At 69.0% G+C, this 5,952-nt stretch carries 6 protein-coding genes; 3 read left to right on the plus strand and 3 right to left on the minus strand.

The features are described from left to right. From VGD44_RS10575 to VGD44_RS10585, 3 genes are all read left to right on the plus strand, one after another. Positions 1-301 (plus strand): 5-oxoproline transporter, DUF969 family subunit (locus tag VGD44_RS10575; RefSeq protein ID WP_331086684.1); only part of this gene is annotated, 301 nt, incomplete at its 5' end. Beyond that, entirely contained in the window at positions 298-1,248 is a 951-nt protein-coding gene (locus VGD44_RS10580; RefSeq protein ID WP_331086686.1) for a DUF979 domain-containing protein, read from the plus strand. The genes VGD44_RS10575 and VGD44_RS10580, both read left to right, overlap by 4 nt. Further along, complete coding sequence (locus VGD44_RS10585) at positions 1,232-2,239, plus strand: DUF2891 domain-containing protein (RefSeq protein WP_331086688.1); 1,008 nt, start codon at positions 1,232-1,234, stop codon at positions 2,237-2,239. Before VGD44_RS10580 ends, VGD44_RS10585 begins: the two co-directional genes overlap by 17 nt. Positions 2,240-2,241: 2 nt before the next feature. On the opposite strand, the gene VGD44_RS10590 is transcribed toward VGD44_RS10585, so the two are convergent. From VGD44_RS10590 to VGD44_RS10600, 3 genes are all read right to left on the minus strand, one after another. After that, positions 2,242-3,993: a PAS domain S-box protein gene (locus tag VGD44_RS10590; RefSeq protein ID WP_331086690.1), complete on the minus strand. Its 1,752-nt coding sequence runs from the start codon at positions 3,991-3,993 to the stop codon at positions 2,242-2,244. Positions 3,994-4,136: 143 nt separating this feature from the next. Then, complete coding sequence (locus VGD44_RS10595; protein ID WP_331086692.1) at positions 4,137-4,550, minus strand: GFA family protein; 414 nt, start codon at positions 4,548-4,550, stop codon at positions 4,137-4,139. A gap of 13 nt (positions 4,551-4,563) precedes the next feature. After that, the coding region (locus VGD44_RS10600) for an NAD(P)/FAD-dependent oxidoreductase (protein ID WP_331086694.1) at positions 4,564-5,952 on the minus strand (1,389 nt) is incomplete at its 5' end.

The following is a 5,952-nucleotide window of genomic DNA, read 5'->3' on the forward strand; positions in this document are numbered from 1 at the left end:
CGCGCCGATGGCCGAAGGCGCCGTTGAGGCGCGGACGGGGCCGCTTGACGCCGACACCCGGCAGGACACCCGCGCCATGGCGTCGGCCACGGACAACGTCGGGCTCTTCTTCGGCGAAGACATCTTCATCGCCATCGGCTCGATCCTGCTGATGGTGGGCTTCCTGGCGACGGCCGGGATCACCATCGACCCGATCCACCTGTCGATCTGGGCCATCCCGACGGCGATCGTGGCCTTCCTGATCCACGGCGGCCGGCTGCTCCTCTTCGATCGCCGCCTGCGCCGGGGGCCCGGCGCATGATCAAGCTCGGCGCCGTCTACCTGCTCGCGGGCCTCGTCTTCGCCGCCTTTGCGGTCCTGAGCGCGCTCGACCGCAACAATCACCGCCGCCTCGGCAACGCGGTGTTCTGGGGCCTCGTCGCCACCAGCTTCCTGGCCGGCGACCGGCTCGGCGACCTCGGCAACGGGATTCTCGTCCTGGGCCTGGCGCTGATCGCGGGGCTCGGTCTCCTGGGCCGCGGCCAGCCGGCCACCACCTCGCCGGAAGAGCGCAAGGTCCTGGCCGACCGGTTCGGCGAAAAGCTGTTCATCCCGGCGCTGACCCTGCCCGTGGTGGTCGCGTTCGGCGTGCTGGTGCTGAAGCCGGTGACGATCGGCGGGACGCCGCTGCTCGATCCGAAGCAGGCGACGTTGCTGTCGCTGGCGCTCGCCGCCGTCATCGCCGTGGGCGTCGGCCTGATCCTGCTCCGCCAGCCGATCATGAGCCCGCTGCAGGAGGGTCGACGGCTGATGGACACCGTCGGCTGGGCCGCCCTGTTGCCGCAGATGCTGGCGGCGCTGGGCGCCGTGTTCGCGCTGGCCGGCGTGGGCGAGCTGATCGGCCAGCTCGTGACTGGCTACATCCCGATGGACGCCCGGATGACCGCGGTGGCCGTCTACTGCCTGGGCATGGCTGGGTTCACGATGATCATGGGCAACGCCTTCGCCGCCTTCCCGGTGATGACCGCCGGCATCGGCCTGCCGATCCTGATCAAGCAGTTCGGTGGCGACCCGGCCGTGATCGCATCGATCGGAATGCTGTCGGGCTTCTGCGGTACGCTGATGACCCCGCTGGCCGCCAACTTCAACCTGGTGCCCGCCGCCCTGCTCGAGCTTCCCGACCGCTACGCCGTGATCAAGGCGCAGATCCCCACGGCGCTGCCCCTGCTCATCGCCAACACGATCCTGATGTATGTCCTCGCCTTCTGATCGTCTCACGCCCGAGCTGGCGTCCAGGTTCACCCGCATCGCGCTGGGCCACGTGGCGCGCGAGTACCCCAACAAGATGGACCACGTGCTCACGGGCCCCGACGATGTGCAGGGTCCGCGCGACCTGCACCCGATCTTCTTCGGCAGCTTCGACTGGCACTCCTGCGTCCACGGCTACTGGACGTTGGCGACGGTGCTGCGGCGGCATCCAGAAATCCCGGAGGCGCCGGCGATCCGGGCTCTGTTCGACGCGACCTTCACGGCCGACAAGGTCGCGGTCGAGACCGAGTACGTCCTGCGACCGTCCTCCCGCGGCTTCGAGCGCCCCTACGGCTGGGCCTGGCTACTGATGCTGCAGACCGAGCTGCTGCGCCACGACGCCCGGTGGGCCGCGATCCACCAGCCGCTGGCTGACGCCTTCGAACGCCGCTTCCTCGAGTTCCTGCCTCTAGCGCACTACCCGATCCGCACGGGCGTCCACTCATCGACCGCCTTCGCCCTGCGGCTGGCGTGGGACTATCCGTCGAGGGGGGGCCTGCGCGACCTTGTCCGTGAGCGCGCGGTGGGCTGGCATGCGGCGGACCACAACGCCAACGCCTGGGAACCGTCGCTGGACGACTTCCTGTCGCCGACGCTGATGACAGCGTCGCTCATGTCGCGAGCCATCGACGGCGACGCATTCACGGCCTGGTTCGACGCCTACCTGCCCGGCGCGGCGGCGCAGTCGCCGACCACCCTCTTCACGCCTGCCGTCCCACCCGACCGCACCGACGGCAAGATGGCCCACCTCGACGGCGTGAACCTGTCGCGAGCGTGGTGTTGGCGCGAGATCGCGGCCGCGATTCCGGAGGGCCACGCCGTGCGTCCCGTCGCCGAAGCCTCGGCCCGCACGCACCTCGCCGCCGCCCTGCCCCACGTGGCCGGCGACTACATGGGCGAGCACTGGCTGGCGTCGTTCGCCCTGCTGGCGCTGACGGCGGGCGAGACCTGAGGTCAGGCGGCGCGGACGCGTCGCAGCGTCGTGTCGAGAAGTTGCACGTCCACGGGCTTGCGCAGCCGCGGGCAGGACTCGAACTGGGAGTCGGCTTCCAGCTGCTCGTACCCCGAGCAGAAGACGAACGGCACCTGATGCGCCCGCAGCCGGTCGGCCACCGGGTAGACCAGCTTGCCCCCAAGGTTGATGTCGAGCACCGCAGCGTCGGGCAGCCCGACGCGCTCCAGCAGGTTCATGGCCTCGTCCAGCGATCCTGCCGGGCCGACGATCTCCCATCCCATCGCGTCCAGGTCGCGCGCCAGGGCCAGGGCGATGAGCGCCTCGTCCTCGACCACCAGCAGGCGGCCCGCACGTCGGGGCGCCGCGCCCCTCTCGCCGGAGTCCGCCGCTGTGGCCCCGACGGGCGGCCCCTCGGCCCGATAGGCCGTGGGCGGCAGGGTGAGGACCAAGGTCATGCCCGACGAGGCCCATGACTGGTCGGCGATCCCCTGGAGCTGGCGACGGACCAGCTCGCGGATCAGCGTCGAACCGAAGCCCTGGTTCGCCGGCTCGGACAACACGGGCGGACCACCGTGCTCACGCCATTCCAGGCGCAGCTGTCCGTCCGACAGGATCGTCCACGAAACGTCCACACGGCCGGTATCGCGGGACAACGCTCCATATTTCACCGCGTTGGTCGCCAGCTCATGAATCAGCAGGCTGATCGGCTGCACGGCGCTGGGCGGCAGCAGGACGGTCTGGCCGCTGATGAACACTTGGCCGGAGCCCTGGTACGCCGCCGTCTCGTCGGTGACGACGCGGGCGAGGTCAGCGCCTTCCCACCGATTCTGGGCGAGCAGCGAGTGCGCTCGGCCGAGCGACGAGACACGGCCCCGGACGGCGGCGACGAATTCCTCCTTGGTCGTCGCGCGGGTCAGCGCGAGAACCGACTGAACGACCGCGAGCGCGTTCTTCGCGCGATGGTCGACCTCGCGGGCCAGCAGCAGGCGCGCCTCCTCGTTCGCCCGGCGTTCGGTGATGTCGCGCAGGATGACCGTGCCCAGGCGCGCGCCGCCGACCTCGATGTAGGAGATCGACGCCTCGACCGGGAACTCCTCGCCGCTGGCGCGAAGACCGCTGATGGCGCCCAGCGCACCCATGCGCCGGTTGGTGACGCCGGCTTCCTTGAAGTGACGGATATGCTCGGCGTGGCCCGCGCGGAACCGCTCGGGAATGAACCGCTCGAGCGGAGCGCCGATCACCTCGGCCGCCTCGACGCCGAACATCCGCTCGGCCGCGGGATTGAAGAGGATGATGCGCTGCTGCTCATCGATCGTAACGAGCGCGTCCATCGCGGACTCGACGATGCCCTCCATGCGCCGGCGGCTCTCGACCAGCGCCTCCTCGGCCGCCTTGCGCTCGGTGATGTCGCGCAAGATCACCGTCGACAGCCGCTCGCCGCCGACCTCCACCTGGGAGATCGACGCCTCGATCGGGAACTCCTCCCCGTCGGTGCGCAGGCCACTGATCGCCCCCAGGGCGCCCATCTGGCGGCTCGTCACTCCGGTTTCCGCGAAGCGGTGGATGTGCGCCGCATGCGCCTGGCGGAACCGCTCAGGAATGAAGCGGGAGATGTGCTGACCCAAGGCCTCCTCAGCCACGATGCCGAACATGCGCTCGGCCGCAGGATTGAAGAGAACGATCTCCTGGCGATCGTTGACCGTGATGATGCCGTCCATCGCCGAGGCGACGATCCCCTCGAGTCGCCGCATCGTCGCGACGGCGTCTTTCGACGGCCCCCCAATCGCTCGTCTCGACGGCATACTAAAAGGCCCCCGCCCCGCACTCAAAACGAGAGGTTACGCGCTTCCCGCGCAATCTGGAACAGTTCGCGTCCGCGCCAATGACGTCAGCCTTAGCGCGGCGGCATCCGCGGAAACTGCGGCAGGCCCTCGTGGGTGAGGTGCCAGGGCTGGGCGTCTTCCATGTAGAGGTGGAGGTTCGGGGAATAGCCAGACGGATCGTCCAGCGCGCCCAGCTTCACAGGGTAGAACGGCGTCTCCTCCCCAGGGATGGTGTACAGCGGCGTCCCGCACTCGGCGCAGAAGGCGCGGCCCACGTCGGCGCCGCTGTCGGCCTTCGACATGTGCACCTTCGCCTCGCCCTTCGTGACCGAGAAGGTGGGCTTCATCGCCAGCGCCACATAGTTCGGCGGCCCGCCGGTCGAGTACTGGCAGGCGCGGCAGTGGCAGACACCCACCCCGGCCAGCGGCCCCGCGATCTTGAAGCGGATGGCTCCGCAGGCGCAGCCGCCCTCGATGTCGCTCATCGTCTCTCCCCGTTCAGGCCACAGGCTCGGCCGCGCGTTCCAGGACGAAGTCGTCCGGGTTCGGGGCCAGGGTGGCGCGCCAGTAGTCGATCAGGCCGAAGGGCCAGTTCTGGCTGACCCGACCGAACTGATTTTTGTACCAGCTCGAAACGTTTGGCGAGCCCCAGGCCCAGCCGGCGTTCGCCTCGTCCACGCGCCTGTTGAAGTCGTCGTAGACGCCCTGCTTCGGCTCCATCGCCACGGCCCCGGTCTCGCCCAGCAGCTTGAGGCAACCCACGATGTAGCGGACCGCGCACTCGGAGAAGAAGATGATCGAGCCGTTGACGACGATGTTGGTGTTCGGCCCGTAGATCGTGAACAGGTTCGGGAAGCCTGGGTGGGTCATGCCCAGGTAGGCGCGTGCGTCGCCGCCCCAGCTGTCGTGCAGGTCGCGCCCGCCGCGGCCTTTGATCTTCAGGAACGAGAGGAAGTTCGAGGCCTGGAAGCCGGTGCCGTAGATCAGCACGTCGGCCTCGCGCTCCTGGCCGTCGGCCGTGACGACGCCCTTCGGCGTGATCTTCGCGACCTTGTCGGTGACGAGCTCGACGTTCTCTCGCTTGAGGGCGGCCAGCCAGACGCCGTTGTCCAGCACCGCGCGCTTGCCGCCGACGGGATAGCTGGGCGTCACCTTGTCCAGCAGGTCGGGCCGGTCGGCGAGCTGGGTCTTGTAGGACTCCAGCGCCATGGCGCGCAGCATGGCGTTCTCGCCGCTGACCGACGTGGTCTCGTTCCAGGCCGGGTCCGACTTCACCATCGGCAGGAAGCCCTCGGTGGTCATCCAGAACAGCCAGAACCGGTACCACTTGTCGTAGTAGGGCACGTGCTCCAGCGTCCACTTCATGCCCTCGGGCACATCCTCGTGGTAGTTCGGCGACGGAAGGCCCCACGGCGGGTTGCGCTGGAAGACCGTCAGCTTCGCCACCTCGGGCGCGATCTCGGGCACGAACTGGTAGGACGAGGCGCCGGTGCCGATGACGGCGACGCGCTTGCCTTTCAGGTCCACGTCGTGACGCCATTCCGCCGAGTGGAACGCCGGGCCCTCGAACGTGCCGATCCCCTCGATGTCGGGGAAGCGCGGCCGGTTCAGCTGGCCCACGGCCGTCACAACGGCGGTCGCCTCGACCACCTCGGTCTTGCCGTCCTTGCCCTTCAGCGTGGCGCGCCAGACGTTGCGGGCCTCGTCCCACGCCAGGAGTTCGACCTGGGTCTCGAAGCGCATGTGCTTGCGCAGGTCGTACTTCGCGGCGATCCCGCGGAAGTACTCCAGCAGCACCGGCTGGGGCGAGAAGTGCTGCGGCCAGGCGTGATTGGGCTCGAACGAGTAGCTGTACATGTGGTTCGAGTTGTCCACCCGGCAACCCGG

The sequence above is a fragment of the Phenylobacterium sp. genome (assembly GCF_036402295.1).
GTDB lineage: Bacteria > Pseudomonadota > Alphaproteobacteria > Caulobacterales > Caulobacteraceae > Phenylobacterium.

Excerpts from the sequence above, each read along its gene's own strand:
- VGD44_RS10580 (WP_331086686.1), top strand. The coding sequence starts at position 298 with ATGATCAAGCTCGGCGCCGTCTACCTGCTCGCGGGCCTCGTCTTCGCC.
- VGD44_RS10585 (WP_331086688.1), top strand. The coding sequence starts at position 1,232 with ATGTCCTCGCCTTCTGATCGTCTCACGCCCGAGCTGGCGTCCAGGTTC.
- VGD44_RS10590 (WP_331086690.1), bottom strand. The coding sequence starts at position 3,993 with ATGCGGCGACTCGAGGGGATCGTCGCCTCGGCGATGGACGGCATCATC.
- VGD44_RS10595 (WP_331086692.1), bottom strand. The coding sequence starts at position 4,550 with ATGAGCGACATCGAGGGCGGCTGCGCCTGCGGAGCCATCCGCTTCAAG.